Annotated in this window: 13 protein-coding genes; 4 read left to right on the forward strand and 9 right to left on the reverse strand. The window is 33.0% G+C overall.

Going from position 1 to position 16,719, the window contains the following annotated elements; genetic code table 11:
• Positions 1-10 precede the first annotated feature (10 nt).
• Entirely contained in the window at positions 11-1,801 is a 1,791-nt protein-coding gene (gene rpoD / locus BHU68_RS03795; protein WP_069471113.1) for an RNA polymerase sigma factor RpoD, read from the forward strand.
• Here the strand turns inward: rpoD and BHU68_RS03800 are convergent.
• Positions 1,793-2,998: a DUF1015 domain-containing protein gene (locus BHU68_RS03800; RefSeq protein WP_253180917.1), complete on the reverse strand. Its 1,206-nt coding sequence runs from the start codon at positions 2,996-2,998 to the stop codon at positions 1,793-1,795. The genes rpoD and BHU68_RS03800 overlap by 9 nt on opposite strands.
• Before the next feature lie 52 nt (positions 2,999-3,050).
• Here BHU68_RS03800 and BHU68_RS03805 point away from each other — a divergent pair, with 52 nt between their 5' ends.
• The 3 genes from BHU68_RS03805 to BHU68_RS03815 all read left to right on the forward strand — a co-directional run bounded on the left by BHU68_RS03805 (position 3,051) and on the right by BHU68_RS03815 (position 6,033).
• The gene (locus BHU68_RS03805; protein ID WP_069471084.1) at positions 3,051-3,743 is read left to right on the forward strand and encodes a hypothetical protein; all 693 of its coding nucleotides are present in this window, start codon (positions 3,051-3,053) and stop codon (positions 3,741-3,743) included.
• Entirely contained in the window at positions 3,709-5,136 is a 1,428-nt protein-coding gene (locus BHU68_RS03810) for a sodium:solute symporter (protein WP_069471083.1), read from the forward strand. Before BHU68_RS03805 ends, BHU68_RS03810 begins: the two co-directional genes overlap by 35 nt.
• A 168-nt stretch (positions 5,137-5,304) precedes the next feature.
• Positions 5,305-6,033, forward strand: coding sequence for an SH3 domain-containing protein (locus BHU68_RS03815; RefSeq protein WP_069471082.1), 729 nt, complete (start codon positions 5,305-5,307; stop codon positions 6,031-6,033).
• Positions 6,034-6,101: 68 nt separating this feature from the next.
• Here the strand turns inward: BHU68_RS03815 and bioH are convergent, their stop codons facing one another.
• The 8 genes from bioH to BHU68_RS03855 all read right to left on the reverse strand — a co-directional run bounded on the left by bioH (position 6,102) and on the right by BHU68_RS03855 (position 16,704).
• Positions 6,102-6,857: a pimeloyl-ACP methyl ester esterase BioH gene (gene bioH, locus BHU68_RS03820; RefSeq protein WP_069471081.1), complete on the reverse strand. Its 756-nt coding sequence runs from the start codon at positions 6,855-6,857 to the stop codon at positions 6,102-6,104.
• The gene (locus BHU68_RS03825; protein WP_069471080.1) at positions 6,854-9,796 is read right to left on the reverse strand and encodes a M4 family metallopeptidase; all 2,943 of its coding nucleotides are present in this window, start codon (positions 9,794-9,796) and stop codon (positions 6,854-6,856) included. The genes bioH and BHU68_RS03825 overlap by 4 nt, the downstream gene beginning before the upstream one ends.
• Before the next feature lie 114 nt (positions 9,797-9,910).
• Positions 9,911-10,180, reverse strand: a complete 270-nt coding sequence (locus tag BHU68_RS03830; protein WP_069471079.1) for an oxidative damage protection protein — start codon at positions 10,178-10,180, stop codon at positions 9,911-9,913.
• A 27-nt stretch (positions 10,181-10,207) separates the two neighbouring features.
• Complete coding sequence (locus BHU68_RS03835) at positions 10,208-12,157, reverse strand: AsmA family protein (protein ID WP_069471078.1); 1,950 nt, start codon at positions 12,155-12,157, stop codon at positions 10,208-10,210.
• The gene (locus tag BHU68_RS03840) at positions 12,150-12,584 is read right to left on the reverse strand and encodes a DUF2939 domain-containing protein (RefSeq protein ID WP_069471077.1); all 435 of its coding nucleotides are present in this window, start codon (positions 12,582-12,584) and stop codon (positions 12,150-12,152) included. The genes BHU68_RS03835 and BHU68_RS03840 overlap by 8 nt, the downstream gene beginning before the upstream one ends.
• A gap of 25 nt (positions 12,585-12,609) precedes the next feature.
• Complete coding sequence (locus tag BHU68_RS03845) at positions 12,610-13,641, reverse strand: HAD-IC family P-type ATPase (RefSeq protein ID WP_083235039.1); 1,032 nt, start codon at positions 13,639-13,641, stop codon at positions 12,610-12,612.
• Between the two features lie 388 nt (positions 13,642-14,029).
• The gene (locus tag BHU68_RS03850) at positions 14,030-14,365 is read right to left on the reverse strand and encodes a phage tail protein (protein ID WP_069471075.1); all 336 of its coding nucleotides are present in this window, start codon (positions 14,363-14,365) and stop codon (positions 14,030-14,032) included.
• Between the two features lie 98 nt (positions 14,366-14,463).
• Positions 14,464-16,704: a heavy metal translocating P-type ATPase gene (locus BHU68_RS03855; protein ID WP_083235040.1), complete on the reverse strand. Its 2,241-nt coding sequence runs from the start codon at positions 16,702-16,704 to the stop codon at positions 14,464-14,466.
• Positions 16,705-16,719: the final 15 nt, after the last annotated feature.

Genomic DNA, 16,719 nt, shown 5'->3' on the forward strand with positions numbered 1-16,719 from the left:
TAACAAGGTTATGAACCAAGAGCAACAACAATCACAATTGAAGGCACTCATTGCAAAGGGTAAAGAACAAGGTTTTTTAACCTATCACGAAGTAAATGATCATTTACCTGATGATATTGTCGATCAAGAACATATTGACAATATTGTTAATGTAATAAATGAGATGGGTATTCCAGTACATGAATTTGCACCTGATGCAGATGTATTGTTAATTTCTGGCACTCCCGTTGCTGATGATGCTGCTGAAGAAGCAGCGGCTGTTTTAACTAGTGTTGATGGTGAATTTGGGCGTACTACTGATCCTGTACGCATGTATATGCGTGAAATGGGTACGGTCGATTTATTGACGCGAGATGGTGAAATTAATATTGCTAAACGTATTGAGGAAGGAACTTATCAAGCATTATCAGCACTTGCTACTTATCCTGAAGTAATCAAAGATTTCTTAAAGTATTATGATCTAGTTAAAAGTGGTGACATAAGAACTTCTGAAGTAATATCTGGATTTAGTGACTCTCCACATGTTGATATGCCTATTGATATTGAGAAAGCAGTCAATGATGATGATACTACTCTGATTGATGAGGAAGATTTTTTGAATGATGAGGAAGTTAAACTTCGTTTTACCTCTTTAACTCTATTACATGCTCAATTATTGGATATAGAAATCAGTAAGGGGATTTATTCAGATGAATATAAAAAATTACGTAAAATCATTGCGGATTACTTTTTGCAATTTAAGATTGTACCAAAAATAGTAGATGAATTAACCTATAAATTACGTAATACTGTTAGCTTAATTCGCCAATTTGAGCAAAAAATTCGAAACATTTGTGTTACTAAAGTTGGAATCAATAAAACTGAATTTATTGCTTCTTTTAAGAAAAATATTACTAATAAAACTTGGGTTGATGGTTTATTAAAGAATGATAAAGCTTATGTACCAAAATTAAAATTTTATGAAACAGAGTTAAGATCATTACAAAATCAGCTGATTTTTTTTGAAACTAAATGTCGCTTTAAGCTAATTGATATTAAGGATATTCATAGACGCATGTCTATTGGGGAAGCTAAATCACGACGCGCTAAAAAAGAAATGATTGAAGCTAATTTACGTTTAGTTATTTCGATAGCGAAAAAATATACCAATCGTGGCTTGCAATTTCTTGATTTAATTCAAGAAGGTAATATTGGGCTTATGAAAGCTGTAGATAAATTTGAATATAAACGTGGTTATAAATTTTCTACTTATGCTACATGGTGGATTCGTCAAGCAATTACACGCTCAATCGCTGATCAAGCTCGTACCATTCGTATTCCTGTTCATATGATTGAAACCATTAATAAATTGAATAGGGTATCGCGACAAATTTTACAACAAAAGGGGCGTGATGCGACTCCAGAAGAATTAGCCGAATATATGGAAATGCCGGAAGATAAGGTGCGAAAAGTTCTGAAAATTGCCAAAGAACCTATTTCAATGGAAACTCCAATTGGAGACGATGATGATTCGCATTTAGGTGATTTTATTGAAGATCTTAGTCTTGTAAGTCCAGTTGAATCAGCAACATTTGAAGGTTTGCGGCGTGCCACACAAGATATGTTATATGGTTTAACACCTCGTGAAGCTAAAGTATTACGAATGCGTTTTGGAATTGATATGAATACTGATCATACTTTAGAAGAAGTGGGTAAACAATTTGATGTAACTAGGGAACGTATTCGTCAAATTGAGGCGAAAGCTTTACGCAAGCTTCGCCATCCAAGTCGATGTGATCCTTTACGTAGTTTTTTAGATTAATTGATGTGAAACAATGCCATCAGCCAATTTGGGTTCAAACCAAGTTGATTTTGGTGGCATTACTTGTTCTGCATCAGCTACTGCCATAAGGGCTTGCATAGAAGTAGGATATAATGCAAAAGCCACTGTCATTTCTCCACTATTAACTCGCTTTTCTAATCCAGACAAACCACGAATACCACCTACAAAATCAATACGTTTATCACGACGCAAATCTTCAATACCTAGAATTGGATTTAGTATCTGATCAGTTAATAAGCTAACATCAAGACTTGCTACTGGATCATTGTTAGGAATTTTATCTGAGTGTATCTCTAATTTATACCATTGTCCATTTAGGTACATACCAAACTCACCATTATTTTGTGGTTTAATTGGTTCTTTATGTGCATTAATACTGAATGATTGGCTTATACCGTCTAAAAATTGATCAATAGTTAATCCATTTAAATCTTTGACAACACGATTATAATCAAGAATCTGCATTTGATTATCTGGAAAAATTACACTCAAAAAATAATTATTAGCTTGCCGTTGTGCTGCGACTCGTGACGCTGCTGCTGAACGATGATGTCCATCTGCGATATATAAACAATCCATACTATCAAAAGTAGAAGTAATGAGATTTATATCAGATGAATTATCTACAATCCATAATTTATGAATAACACCATCATCAGCAGTGACATTAACTGTAGGAGTGTTTGTTGTTAGTTTAATTACTAATTCATCAATAATGTTATTGTGTTTATAAGTTAAAAAAACTGGACCTGTTTGGGCATTTAATGCGTCAATTTGACGTACTCTATCGTCTTCTTTATCAGGGCGAGTGAACTCATGTTTACGAATACGATTGCTGTTATAATCATCAACACTTGCAACAGCAACTAAACCAGTTTGTTGATGTTGATCCATAGTCAAACTATATAAATAATAACAAGCTTGTGTATCTGGTTTTAAGATGCCATTTTTAAGCATGTTTTGCAAATTTTCTGCACCTTTAGCATATACTTCTTCACTATAAGGATTAGTATTTACTGGTAAATCTATTTCCGGTTTAGAAATATGCAAAAAACTCCAAGGGCGTTTATTTGCACGAATACGTGCTTCTTCAGTATTTAAGACATCATAAGGTGGTGCAATTACCTGACTTGTATATTCAGGTAGAGGGCGTAAACCGGCAAAGGGACGAATCAATGGAATTACTCCTGATAGGAAAATTTATAACTAAAAATTAGGTATTTAAAATATGCGTATTAATGATCCTGTTTTCAAGAATAGAGTAGTGATTGGTAATGAACAGTTTCCAAAAACAAATTGGATATGGCTTATTATGATTATTCTGATTGTTACTATAATAGGAACAGTAGTTTATTTATATCCTTTTAATATAAAGGAAATAGAGTCTAAACCTGAACCTGTAAAAATAATACCACTGATAGAACAAAAAACATTAAAACAAGATGAACAATTATCTGATGAAGTGAAAACTTTATTAATTCAAGCTCAAAAACAAATTAAAAGAGGGCGATTAAGTAATTCAAAAACCAATAGTGCTTATGTAATATATAAAAAACTAGTGCGTCTAGCACCAAATAGTATAACGGTACAAAATCTATTAAATGAGATTATTAATAGTTTATTTACACGGGCTGAACGACAGATGAGTAAACAACAATATACTGCTCCAATTAAAAATAATGCTTTACACACTTATCGGAAAATTTTAAAAATTCAACCAAATAATATTAAAGCAAAAAATGGAATAATTGAAATTGCTAATGCTTATTATAAGTTAGCCTTCAAAAAACAACAACAGAAAAAATATAAATCTAGTTTATTTTGGATTGAAAAAGGTTTAGAAGTTGCGCCTGATAATATTAATTTAAATAAATTAAAAGATACTTATGCAAAACACATATATAATAATAACAATAATTAGTTATTTTTCTATATTAGTTTTAATTTCCTTTTTTACTGGAAAACATGATGATAATAAAACTTTTTTCCTAGGCAATAAGCAATCGCCTTGGTTTGTAGTGGCGTTTGGGATGATTGGCACCAGTCTTTCTGGGGTAACTTTTATCTCAGTGCCGGGTTGGGTAGATAGTACTCAATTTTCTTATATGCAAATGGTATTGGGCTATTTATTTGGTTATTTAGTTATTGCTACTGTATTAATGCCTTTGTATTATCGTTTGAATTTAACTTCTATTTACGGTTATTTAGAACAACGTTTCGGTTTTTGGTCATATAAAACAGGGGCTTTCTTTTTCTTATTATCTCGAACCATTGGTGCCGCTTTTCGTTTATATTTGGTTGCAATGGTTCTGCAATTGATTGTTTTTGATGCGTGGCATGTTCCTTTTTTTGTTACAGTTATTATTACTATTCTGTTAATTTGGCTTTATACTTTTAAAGGTGGGATTAAGACAATAATTTGGACTGATACTCTGCAAACATTATTTATGTTGTTAGCAGTTATTATGACTGTAATCTTGATTGTAAATCATATGGATTTAACTGTTAAAGATTTATATGATAATGAATATTCACAGATATTTTTCTTTGAGGATTGGCGCGATCCTAAATATTTTTTCAGGCAATTTTTGGCAGGAGCTTTTATGGCGATTGTGATGACAGGGCTTGATCAAGATATGATGCAGAAAAATCTTAGTTGCAAAAATCTGAAAGCGGCGCAAAAAAATATGTTTTGGTTTAGCATAATCTTGGTGTTTGTAAATTTTGTATTTCTTGCACTTGGAGCTTTATTATATCAATATGCAAATCTAAAAGGTATAACAGCAACAGGCGATAATTTATATCCAATGATTGCGATCAATGGAGAATTAGGGATAGTAGTAGGCTTATTATTTATTTTAGGTTTAATTGCAGCCGCTTATTCAAGTGCAGATTCTGCACTAACGGCATTAACGACTTCTTTTAGTATTGATTTTCTAAAGCTAAATGAACACCAAGTGAAACTGCGCCAATTAGTGCATTTTGGATTTTCAGTGCTATTAATAATTGTAATTTTAGTATTTAAAGCAATTAATGATCAAAGTATAATCAGTATGTTATTTACAGTCGCAAGCTATACTTATGGTCCATTATTAGGCTTATATGCTTTTGGTTTATTTACTAAATGGCAGATAAAAGATGGTTATGTACCAATTGTCGCTATACTTGCGCCGCTAATTTGTTATATTTTGAATATAAATTCTGAACAATGGTTTGGATTCAAATTTGGATTTGAATTGTTGATTGTTAATGGTTTATTTACTTTTTTTGGTTTATTGTTGTTGATTAAATTAGAAACAAAATTTTCCGGATGAGATAAAAATGGTATATGCCCTGCTGGTTTGATAATGGTAATTTCTAAATCTTGCCACCAAGCTTGGCAGGTAATCCAGCTTCAGGAATTATGACGTAATGTTTGAACTATTAATTCACAAGATGTATATTAGACATTTAAATTTAATTTTTATTAAGGAGTAATTCATATGAATAAATATATATTGTTATTAACATTAACTATTAATTATAGTTTGTTTGCTATTCCAGCTTATGCCGCTGATTGTGGTTTGGTTACCACTAAAGGCACTTCATTAAATATTCGTCAAAAAGCAAGTCGCTCATCAAGAGTAATTTACAAAGCTAGTAAGAGTTCTGCATTAAGAATTTTATCTACTAGGGGTTCATATTATAAAATCAAGTTGAATAATGGCAAAATTGCTTATGCTAAGCGCAATTATATTACTCGTTCTAATGACTGCGGTGTAGTTAGTATTAACAGTGGCAAATTAAATGTTCGTTCTAGCAGAAGAATAGGTAGCAGAATTATTAGTCGTATTAGTCGTGGTTCAGCAGTTAATATTTTACATTTTTACGATTCTTGGAATAAAGTAAAACTGAATAGCGGCAAAATTGGTTATGTGAGTAGTAAATACATCCAGTCTGGAATGGCGAGTAAATCTAAAGAAATCAAATTTCAACGTGGAAGTAGCTCTAACACAATTGAAGGTGCAATAGTACGTGGCACTACTAATGAACATTTTTTAAAAGCAGGAGCAGGGCAAGTGATGGAAGTACAAATTTTATCACTTGAAAACAATGCTGTTTTTGATCTTGCGATTTATAAAAACCGTCGTGGTAAATATGTAACATTAAAAAATGAGGCAAAATATTGGTATGGTGAATTGCCTTATCCCGGGCTGGTCAAGAAATGGTAAAACCAATGTGGTTAAAATCATTGTGGGATCAATACGTGGTAATGCTAGTTATACTATGACAGTTACAATTAAGAATTATGATTGGAAAGATTAGTTAAAATCGAAACAAAATTTTCCGGATGAGATAAAAATGGTATATGCCCTGCTGGTTTGATAATGACAATTTCTAAGTCTTGCCACCAAGCTTGGCAGTCTGCACCTACAGCAACTGGTACAATTTTATCTTTTCCACCTAAGCATAATAATGCTGGGCAATTAATCTGTGATAGTTCTGTTCGCAAATCAGTATCTTGCAATAATTTTAAGCCTGCTTTTAAAGCCGCTGTTTGGGGTAGTTTATTAGTTTTTAATAGTGTTTGTAGATCGCGTAACTGTTGACGTTCTGTAACTTGTAAGGCTAAAAAACGTCGTAATGTAGTTGCAGTATCATTTGTTAGTTGTTCAGCAAATTGGTTTAATACTTTAGCACAGTTGGCATTATTCCAATCTTTGCCGCTAACAAATTTAGGTGAGGTGGCTACTAAAACTAAAGATTGCACTGATTTTGGATGCCATCTAGCTACTGCCATTGCCAATAAACCGCCTAATGACCAACCCAACCAGATAGCATCAGTAGGTAATTCAGCGGCTAATTTTTCAGCTAGTAGTTCTAATTTATATTCAGACATTGGGCTATTTCCATGCCCGGGTAAATCTACTAGATAAACGCAATATTCTGTTGCGAGTTGAGCCGCTAAATCATTCCAAATATTATGATTAAAGCCCCATCCATGTAATAATATCAAGGGCTTACCTGTTCCAACAGTTTTTATGAATAAACTCATTGTAATGGAATTAATCCACCTTCAGGAATTACATAAGTATCAGTCTTTTCTAAGTTCATATTCACTTTCCAATAACTGGTATTACCATCTAATTCTGTCAATTCTGCACGTGGTATAATAATACTATTATTAGCTTCCATAGTTGCTTTAAGACCATCTGTTTCTGTTGCTGCTTGGTTATTTATTAGTTGAAAAGTTAATGGATTGCCATTAATTAATTTCATATCAAATGTACGTAATTCACCTGATTGTGTTGTAATAGCATTTATTTTCAATATAGAAGTACGTACATCAAAATATGCCGCATATGATTGTGGACCCACAAATTTTCCGCGTCTATAAACCGTTCCAAAAGATACACCTCTTAACCAAGTAGTTGCTTGCCCTTGTGGAGTTATACGATCCTTTGCAATTGGTTGGCGTATTAATTGAGTATTGAAAGCTACACCACTGTCAGGAAACATATGAACAATCGCACTATCATCACCATTGTAACTAGGAACGCTTTTTTGTCCTTGAAATTCTGATATTTTAGCAAATTTACCAGTATTGAGGTTCATTGTATAGACTTGAAGTGTTTTAGTTTGATCTTTATAAACATCAAAAACTAGAAAATTATCACTAGTTTTACTTAAACTAGGAAAGCCAATATCTTCACCTTGATCAGGTTCAACCACATTCTGAATAGCACCAGTATTGACGTTCAAAGAATAAATTGCCCAGTTTTGAAAAGTACGCCCATCTGCACCACTAAATTGATTTAAAGCATCATATAATAATACACCATTAGCATTAAAAGTCATTGAATCAGCAGCGACAATACTATAAACTGGCTGTTTGCTGTCAGAAGGTGCATATAATTTATAGGTTTTTTCTGTATCAGCCTTCATATCTACTACAGTAATTTTTGGTGTAATTTGTCCATTAGCATCCAACAATACAAAAGCAACATATCTACCATCAGGAGACATTGCTACAGAATGATGTGTACCGGGATTATGACGGCAATCTTCTGTACCGGTGGCAGTATGAATTAAACATAAATCATTTTGTGAAGTAATAAAAGCAGCCATTTCACCACTACCATCAACTGCAATACGAGTAGGAGCTACAGTACTTTGAGAAAGAACAATTGGTTGTTGATCAGTAGGTTTTTCATCACGGCAAACATGAACACTACCATCTTGTAATAAACAAGCAAATAATAGTGCATCTTCACCTTGAACTGATGGAAAAGAAGCTGGCGGTGGAGTGCTAGCAGTATTTGCAGTAATTCCAACTTTATCAAAAGCCTCAGCGGCTTTTTGAACTTGTGTAGAATTTTCTCCAAATAATTTTTTAGCAGAATTTAATACAGCTAACCTAGCGTCAACAAATTGAGAATTTTTTAATAAATGGTTAGTAAGTGCGCGATAAAATATTTTTTCAGCATCCTTAATACCAATGCTTTGAGCAAATAAATAATAAGCATGATTAATAATACCATTATTAATATGTACTCCGCCATTATCACCATCTTCTGTGTTAGGTAAATATTGATAATTGTTCATGTGTGATGGTTGACTATGATCTTCAGGGCGGCTCATGCTACGAATTATTTCACCTACTTGGGTACCCAATAACCAATCATTTTTACCACTATTTTGACGCGCTTCAACCATTTCACCAAATATATCAGCAAAGGCTTCATGTAATGCCCCTGATTGATTTTGATAAACCAGATTTGCTGTATGTTGAATAACGCCATGAGTCAACTCATGCGCAACTACATCTAAGCTAGCAGCAAATGGTTGCCCATCACCAAAAAACATAGCTTTACCATTCCAGAAGGCATTTTTAAAATTACGTCCAACTCGTACTATAGCTACCATATCACCAGCTTTTCCATCTAAGGAATTACGTTGATGACGTTCTAAATAATAATCATAAGTATTAGAAAGATTATAAGCAGCACTAACTGCATCAGGCAAAAAACCGATATTTGGATTATTTGATCGTATTAATGGCGCATTAAAAGGTTCTGAATCTGGATTATTCATCCAATCATAAACTAAAATGACACCCTTTTTTGTAGCAGCGTCATACATAGGTTTACTAGTATTAACCATTAAATATTGACCATTTTCTTCAAACAGATTCAATGGTCGGGTTTGACCTAATAAATCTACGCCTGATCCAGTAATAGCGGCATTATGAATTTGGTTAAATTCCGTTAAAATATCAGCATTGAAAGCATCAATAATTATCATAAGTTTTTGATCTAAGCTAACTTCTAATTCTAATCGCCAAGCAAGTCGAGCTGATGAATCATTATCAGGTAAATAAATAATTAATTCCGGTTTTTTACTTACTTTAGTATTACTAGGTTTGCCATTTAATGCTTTTTCTTGCGCCATATCGGCAGTAACTACAGGTTTCACATTAAATGGACGACGCTGTTGATTCAGATATGAACCATTCATTAAAGTCACATTACCATTGTTATTCAAATGAATGCCGATTTCACTAGGCCATATAGCTAAACCTTGATAACTTTGCTCAAAACGCAAACGGCTACCACCAGTTAGTTCATCCTTAGTAGATTTAATCATGGTAAAATTTTTACTAGGATTTTCTATTTGTAGTAGAGAACTATTTTTTTTGAGAAAATTAACTGCGGTTGTTAAATCACGTGCTTTTATAGAACGAAAACTGCGCTTACTTGCAGCTTCAAGATTTTTGCCGCTAATATATCTAATACTACCATTAAGGTTTCTAAGTATAGAATCTGATCTAAACCTGACAGGTTTTTGAAACCTGTCAGGTTTGTTTTGAATAATTCTCTGATTATCTGTTTTATTTAATTGATAAAAACTAGATTGCATTTTTTCCAGCAAGGAATCTGCATTAGCTGTAAAACTTAGACTGAATATAATTAAGGGGATAAAGAGATAATTCATGATTGGTTAATTCCTATTTTAAAATGATCATTCAGAATTATGATGTACAAATTCAAATAATGCAAATTAAAAAACCTGACAGGTTTTTAAAACCTGTCAGGTTTAGTAAGTTTACTACGCTGGTGCGACAAAATCTTTTGGAGCTTCTGAACCTTCTCCAAATAAAAATTTTTCCATTTCTGCTTCTAACATTTTGCGCGTTTTTGGATCAGCTACTGCTAAACGATATTCGTTAATTAACATCGTTTGATGCTTTAGCCACATTTGCCAAGCTTCATTAGAAATAGTCAGGTAAATTTGTTTACCTAATTCACCCGGATAAGGCGGCAATTTTAAACCTTCAGCTTCTTTACCTAATTTTGCGCAATTTACCATACGACTCATAGTGACATTATTCCTATATTTATTAAATCAAAGTGTTAATTTGGGGATTAATTTAAAATTACCACCCTTAGCAGATACTGCAAATTCTAAATCTTGAATTGTCATTCCATATGTTTTCATTTTACCAATTTTCAATCCTCCATTTATATCTAAATCGCGTAATATTTCTAATGGTAACAATAAAGGATTATCAGAAGAAGAAGGAGAAGATGAGGAAGGAGCTTCGGGAGGTAAATAACTATCAATATCAATTTGATCTAAATATAAATTAAAAGCAATTGTCGCTTGCTTGATATTTTTTAAATATAAATTACCTATTAAATTAGTTTTATCAAGTTTTATCTTTAAATTTTCTAAATTCAATTGAGAGCCACTAGCTTGTAATTTAGTATTTAATGATAAACGCCTTAATACTTTGGCATCTTGAGTTTTTGGAACTTCTTGATTTAAAGCTTTCAATAAATTACGTGGATTAAAAGGTGCGACTGCCAATCTTGCTTGTGCTTGTATATCAGTAAACATTTTTGTCGCTTTAATTTTACTAACTAGCAACTTAACTCCTAATAAATTTAATGATAATGCTTCTGATCGCAAATTTTCCTTACCAAGATCAAACTTAATAAAATAGCTTTGCAACTTATTATTATCAACTTGCACATTCAAATTTTTGAATACCATTACTTGCTTTTTACGCAATTCAAATTCGGTTTTTAAACTTGCATATTTTGTTGGAAATGGTAATGAGACTTCTAACTTTTTCAACAATTTTTGTGGATTAAAAGTAGGTACATGCAATGTAGCATACATTGTAGGTTCAGAAAATAAATCATTAATATTTAATTGAGTATGAAGATTAACTCCAAAAGCGGTTACTTTTACAGGGCTAGAAATTAATTTTTGTCTTTCTAAATCCAGCTGTAATCTTGAAGTATATAATTTATTTTCATCAACTAGCAAATTTAGATTTCTAAAATCTAAATTTTTCATATTGGCATTAAAGTTAGTATTTAAACTCACTTTAGTTAAAGGCAACTTAATATCCATACCTAAAGTTTGCAATAATTTAGGTACATTTAAATTTGCTAATTTAATATTACCTAAAAAACTTGGATTACTAAGAAATTGTTTAACTTTTAATTGCCCATTTAAACTAGCATCCATCAGCTTAAATTTCAATTTATCAATAATTAAACTTTCTCGCTTTAAATCCAAATCTACAAAAGTGCTTACCGCTAGAGTTTGCTTACCATCGGGTAAAGATTTACCTGCAATTGTCGCAATCATTTCTAATGGATTTAAAGCATATCTTTGAGTTTTAGGATTAAAACTAAGTTGACTATTAAAATCAAATTTAATTTTAAAGGTTTTTTTACCCCAAAAATCAACCGTGGTTTTTAGTTGAAATTGAATTGGCTTATTTTGAATTATGGCAGATGTATTTAAATTTAAATTAGATAATATATAGCGTGAGCCAGCTTGTTGATCATCCCAAACCATATGAGAATTATTTACTGATAAACCATTAATATTAAAGTCTTGCATAGTTTTATCATCTGATTTATCGCCCTGTAAAGCAACTAAATCTTCCCAATTAGTATGACCATCCTGTTTGCGCGTCAACCTAACTTTCATTCCATCTACAAAGATAGTATCAACTTCTAATTGCTTACTAAATAATGGTAACAATTTAACACGCACATGGGCTTCATTTAATGAAGCAAATTCAACCGTGGTATCAAAACCGGGCGCATTACCTAATTTTACTGTAGCCAATTTTAAACCTAGCCAAGGAAAAAATGTGAGACTAATATCACCATCAATAGTTAAACTACGCCCAGTCTGTTTCTCAACTAGTTGAGAAATTTGAGTTTTATAATCATTTGGATTAACAACTAAAACAATAACTAAAACTACAGTTAGTACAAGTGCTGTTATAACAACTAATAATTGCAATATTCTTTTCAAGAATTTATTCATAAATTGCTGTGACACGCCAAACCCAACCTTGTAAAGTCATTTCAATATAAAGAGGATTATGACCTAGATTACCTAATCTAATCATAAAACGAATTGGTGATTCAAAGAATATAAAACTTGTATGTTGCCACAAAGAACCGTTAATTTGACGCAAACTTGCAAGTAAATTAGGATAATTAATCATATGATTAATAGCGGCATCTGCAAGAACATCAGGTAAAAAACTACCATTTTTACCCTGAAGCTTTTGCATTTTCCATTGAATATTTTCCTTACGAACTCTACGTATAGATTCAATATCTACCAATTGCTCAAATACAATCATATTGTTGGTTGAGACTGCATTATCCAATCTATAAAAATTTAGATAAGGCCATAATATATATATTGTTATTATTGATAATAATATTTTAATTATAATCTTCATTAATTTATCCCTATAAAAAATAATATTATATTATAGAGAATTTAGTTACAATCCGCAATCGCAAACTATTGATAACCACAGAAACACTACTAAATGCCATTGCAGCGGCAGCTATTGCTGGGTGTAATATAAATGGATATAAAATTCCCATTGCGATTGGTATTAGTATGATGTTATATCCAAATGCCCAAAATAGGTTTTGTTTTATGGTTCTTATGGTGGCATGACTTAGTTTAATTGCATCAACTACCGAATTTAAATTGCCTTGCATGATGGTTAGATCGGCGGTTTCCATCGCAATATCGGTTCCTGTGCCTATGGCAATTCCTACATCTGCTTGAGCTAAAGCTGGAGCATCATTTATGCCGTCACCTACCATTGCTACTAAGCCTTGGGTTTGTAATTGTTTGATGGTATTAGCTTTATCTTTTGGTAATACTTCTGCTATGACTTCTTGAATTCCAACTTGTTTAGCAATTGCGGTGGCTGTGGTTTTGTTGTCGCCGGTTAGCATTATGACTTTTAAGCCTAATTTTTGCATTTCGGCTATTGCTGCTTTAGAAGTGCTTTTTATTGTATCTGCAATTGCTATGAAACCTACAAATTCATCATTTATTGTTACTGAAACTACTGTTTTTCCTTCAGCTTCAAGACTTGCATGGTGGGTTTCGCTTCGCTCTACCCACCCTACTAAATTTTTATTGCTTGCATGGTGGGTTTCGCTTCGCTCTACCCACCCTACTAAATTTTTATTGGTTAAATTTTTATTGGTTATGTAGGGTGGGTAGAGCGAAGCGAAACCCACCATATTATTACCAATAGCTATTTGTTTATCTGATACTGTTGCTATTATTCCTTGCCCACTAATAGCTTTAAATTCTGATGGTTCAAATAATTTTAAGCCACGTTCCTTGGCACATCTGACAATCGCTTCACCAAGTGGATGTTCACTACCACGCTCTGCTGATGCCGCTAGTTGTAAAATTTCATTGCTTATCGTTAGATCTGTTACTGTTGCTTGCCCTTTGGTGATGGTGCCAGTTTTGTCTAAGACGATGGTTTTTAGTTTATGAGCGTATAATAAGTTTTATAACTACTAAACTAAGAAGAGTACAAAAAGAGAAGAATTTAAATTCTAATGGTATATTAGAAATAGACGAAGAAGTATTTGGTGAATTGATTATCAATGCTTTGGTTCATAGAGATTACTATATAAATTCATCAATAAAAAGTATAAATGATAAGCCCCGGAAAATTGACAAACTATTGAAAAAATTAAAAGTGGTATATCTATTCATCGCAATCCCATATATATTTTATAAATGATAATTATAATTTAGGTGTATTATTCTTAGAATTGCTGACAGGTTTTAAAAACCTGTCAGGGAATAATGTTTAATTAAATTATGAATAGACTTTTTGAGGATAGCATATAGCTATTTTTATTAGTTACGAGATGGATATTGACCTATAATACAGATTATATAATTCATAAATCCATTTGTATGCAAAACCTGTTTGCGAAGATCTGGCAAGGCAAAAGTAGTCCTACCATCACCACCATAAGTATTACCTAATATAGAATAAAGTGCTGAGTTTTGTCTGATATTTAATAATTGACCTTGAGCTAATGCCCAGTTCCTTGGAGCAAAATTACCTGCAAATAATTTAACTTCTCCTAGCATGGGTTCTGCCTGAATGGCTTGAAGAGGAGTAAATGCCAGAAGAAACGTTAATAAAATTCCTAAAGAAAAGGATTTACGCATAGTTTTATTTTTCATTTGATTTATATATATCCTATAGAAGAAAAAGACGATAATTTTAGTTCATTTAAATTAAATGTCAAGTTTTTTTTCTAAAAAAATTTCAAGGCGTATAGTTACCTTTTTAATCGTAAACTATTCATAACCACAGAAACACTACTAAATGCCATTGCAGCGGCAGCTATTGCTGGGTGTAATATAAATGGATATAAAATTCCCATTGCGATTGGTATTAGTATGATGTTATATCCAAATGCCCAAAATAGGTTTTGTTTTATGGTTCTTATGGTGGCATGACTTAGTTTAATTGCATCAACTACCGAATTTAAATTACCTTGCATGATGGTTAAATCGGCGGTTTCCATCGCAATATCGGTTCCTGTACCTATGGCAATTCCTACATCTGCTTGAGCTAAAGCTGGAGCATCATTTATGCCGTCACCTACCATTGCTACTAAGCCTTGGGTTTGTAGTTGTTTGATGGTATTTGCTTTATCTTTTGGTAATACTTCTGCTATGACTTCTTGAATTCCAACTTGTTTAGCAATTGCGGTGGCTGTGGTTTTGTTGTCGCCGGTTAGCATTATGACTTTTAAGCCTAATTTTTGCATTTCGGCTATTGCTGCTTTAGAAGTGCTTTTTATTGTATCTGCAATTGCTATGAAACCTACAAATTCATCATTTATTGTTACTGAAACTACTGTTTTTCCTTCAGCTTCAAGACTTGCATGGTGGGTTTCGCTTCGCTCTACCCACCCTACTAAATTTTTATTGCTTGCATGGTGGGTTTCGCTTCGCTCTACCCACCCTACTAAATTTTTATTGGTTAAATTTTTATTGGTTATGTAGGGTGGGTAGAGCGAAGCGAAACCCACCATATTATTACCAATAGCTATTTGTTTATCTGATACTGTTGCTATTATTCCTTGCCCACTAATAGCTTTAAATTCTGATGGTTCAAATAATTTTAAGCCACGTTCCTTGGCACATCTGACAATCGCTTCACCAAGTGGATGTTCACTACCACGCTCTGCTGATGCTGCTAGTTGTAAAATTTCATTGCTTATAGTTAGATCTGTTACTGTTGCTTGCCCTTTGGTGATGGTGCCAGTTTTGTCTAAGACGATGGTTTTTAGTTTATGTGCTTGTTCTAAGGCTTGACTATTTTTAAATAAAATTCCTTGTAATGCCCCTTTACCGGTGCCAACCATAATCGCTGTTGGAGTTGCTAAGCCTAATGCGCAAGGGCAAGCAATTACTAATACTGTTACCATTCTAATCATACTATCTGTAAAGTCAGCACCTATAGCTAACCACCAGATTAATAAAGTAAAAATAGATAATATAATTATGGCTGGTACAAAAATACTTGCGACTTTATCTGCTAAATTTTGAATATCTGGCTTACTACCTTGGGCTTCTTGAACAAGGCGAATAATATTAGCCAAAGCGGTATCTGCACCAACTTTAGTTGCAATTATTTTTAGTAATCCTTGTTTATTCAGTGTCGCGCCAATGACATTATCATCTTTAGATTTTGACACTGCCAAACTTTCACCAGTTATCATACTTTCATCGACGCTAGATTGCCCTTCAATGACTTTGCCATCAACCGGAATTTTTTCGCCCGGGCGTACAATGATTAGATCACCTACCAGCAATTTTTCAATGGCTATATCTTGTTCGATTCCGTCACGTATTACTTTGGCGGTTTTAGCTTGAAGCCCGATTAATTTTTCAATAGCGGCACCGGTTTTAGTTTTAGCTTTAGCTTCTAATAATTTGCCTAATTTAATTAGGGTAATAATAAGTGCCGCTGTTTCAAAATAGACATGTTCACCCCAAATTGGATTTAAAATCACCGCTAAGCTATAAAAAAAGGCAACAGAACTACCCATTGCCACCAATACATCCATATTAGCAGCACCATTTCTAAGCGATTTCCAAGAACCAACATAAAAATCCCAACCTACATAGAATTGTACAGGCAGCGTCATGGCAAACATTAACCAATTCACCCAGCTAGCATGTGCCCATTCACCAATCAAACTAAAATCGCGACTCATGCTTAATACAAAAAGCGGCAAAGTAAAAATTAAGCCAATCCAAAATTTGTTAGCAATATCATTTGCTTCTGCTGGTTTTTCTACAGCAACATCATAACCCGCGCGTTTAATAGCGGCAACAATGTCAGCAGGAGAAACTTGCTTAGGAGAATATTCAATACTCGCAGACTCGGTTGCATAATTAACATTAGCAGCAACAACACCCGGAGTTTTTTTTAATAAGCTTCGTTCAACAGTGCGCACGCAATTGGCGCACATCATTCCTGTTATGTTTAAGTTTATTTTAGCCATTTATGTATGATACTC

Source organism: Candidatus Marithrix sp. Canyon 246 (assembly GCF_001723685.1).
GTDB lineage: Bacteria > Pseudomonadota > Gammaproteobacteria > Beggiatoales > Beggiatoaceae > Marithrix.

Bases quoted from the DNA above. Each gene is read 5' to 3' on its own strand.
- rpoD (WP_069471113.1), top strand. From the start codon at position 11: ATGAACCAAGAGCAACAACAATCACAATTGAAGGCACTCATTGCAAAG.
- BHU68_RS03805 (WP_069471084.1), top strand. From the start codon at position 3,051: ATGCGTATTAATGATCCTGTTTTCAAGAATAGAGTAGTGATTGGTAAT.
- BHU68_RS03810 (WP_069471083.1), top strand. From the start codon at position 3,709: ATGCAAAACACATATATAATAATAACAATAATTAGTTATTTTTCTATA.
- BHU68_RS03815 (WP_069471082.1), top strand. From the start codon at position 5,305: ATGAATAAATATATATTGTTATTAACATTAACTATTAATTATAGTTTG.
- bioH (WP_069471081.1), bottom strand. From the start codon at position 6,857: ATGAGTTTATTCATAAAAACTGTTGGAACAGGTAAGCCCTTGATATTA.
- BHU68_RS03825 (WP_069471080.1), bottom strand. From the start codon at position 9,796: ATGAATTATCTCTTTATCCCCTTAATTATATTCAGTCTAAGTTTTACA.
- BHU68_RS03830 (WP_069471079.1), bottom strand. From the start codon at position 10,180: ATGAGTCGTATGGTAAATTGCGCAAAATTAGGTAAAGAAGCTGAAGGT.
- BHU68_RS03835 (WP_069471078.1), bottom strand. From the start codon at position 12,157: ATGAATAAATTCTTGAAAAGAATATTGCAATTATTAGTTGTTATAACA.
- BHU68_RS03840 (WP_069471077.1), bottom strand. From the start codon at position 12,584: ATGAAGATTATAATTAAAATATTATTATCAATAATAACAATATATATA.
- BHU68_RS03850 (WP_069471075.1), bottom strand. From the start codon at position 14,365: ATGAAAAATAAAACTATGCGTAAATCCTTTTCTTTAGGAATTTTATTA.
- BHU68_RS03855 (WP_083235040.1), bottom strand. From the start codon at position 16,704: ATGGCTAAAATAAACTTAAACATAACAGGAATGATGTGCGCCAATTGC.